This window comes from Candidatus Symbiothrix dinenymphae, assembly GCF_001431085.1.
The window spans coordinates 1-703 of sequence record NZ_BBRU01000176.1; the positions used below are offsets into that span (position 1 = coordinate 1).

The 703-nt window shown below is 53.2% G+C and carries 1 protein-coding gene; it reads right to left on the reverse strand.

From position 1 onward, the window contains the following. Nucleotides 1-89 precede the first annotated feature (89 nt). Nucleotides 90-703: acetate/propionate family kinase (locus ASC50_RS02570; RefSeq protein ID WP_420885205.1), on the reverse strand; the 614-nt coding region annotated here is incomplete at its 5' end.

Genomic DNA, 703 nt, shown 5'->3' on the forward strand with positions numbered 1-703 from the left:
ACCCCGCACTGCGCTATCGCTTGTACGGGGTTATCAAAATTGTACCCCATACGGGGTAACAGACGGAAGCTACACTGTAAAAAAAAAAATCACCCCACCAACTCTGCTGTATCTTGCGCAATCATCCACTCCTCGTCAGTTGGAATTACCACCACTTTCACTTTCGCGCTGTCTGTGCTGATGATGATTTCTTCGCTGCGTACTTTGTTGCGTTCGGGGTCGATTTGGATGCCCATGTAGTCTAAGTTTTTGCAGACGGACGCGCGCAGGCCTGTTTGGTTTTCGCCTACGCCGCCGGTGAAGACGATGATGTCTACGCCTCCTAAGGCTGCTGCGTAGGCTCCGATGTACTTTTTGATGCGGTATTCATAGACTTTCAATGCCATGATGGCTCTTTCGTTGCCCGCTTTCACCGCCGTCTCAATTTCGCGCATATCGGACGACACGCCCGACAGCCCGTCCACGCCGCTCTGCTTGTTAATCAACCGGGAAATACCTTGCGCATCCAAATGCTCTTTTTCCATCAGAAACGTGAGTACGCCGGCATCCACATCGCCGCAGCGCGTACCCATCAACAGCCCTTCCACAGGGGTCATCCCCATGGACGTGTCCACCGACTTGCCGTTTTTAATCGCCGTGATGGAGCCGCCGTTGCCAATATGACAGGGGATGATGCGCTGCTTTTCGTAGGGCACGTTCCGAA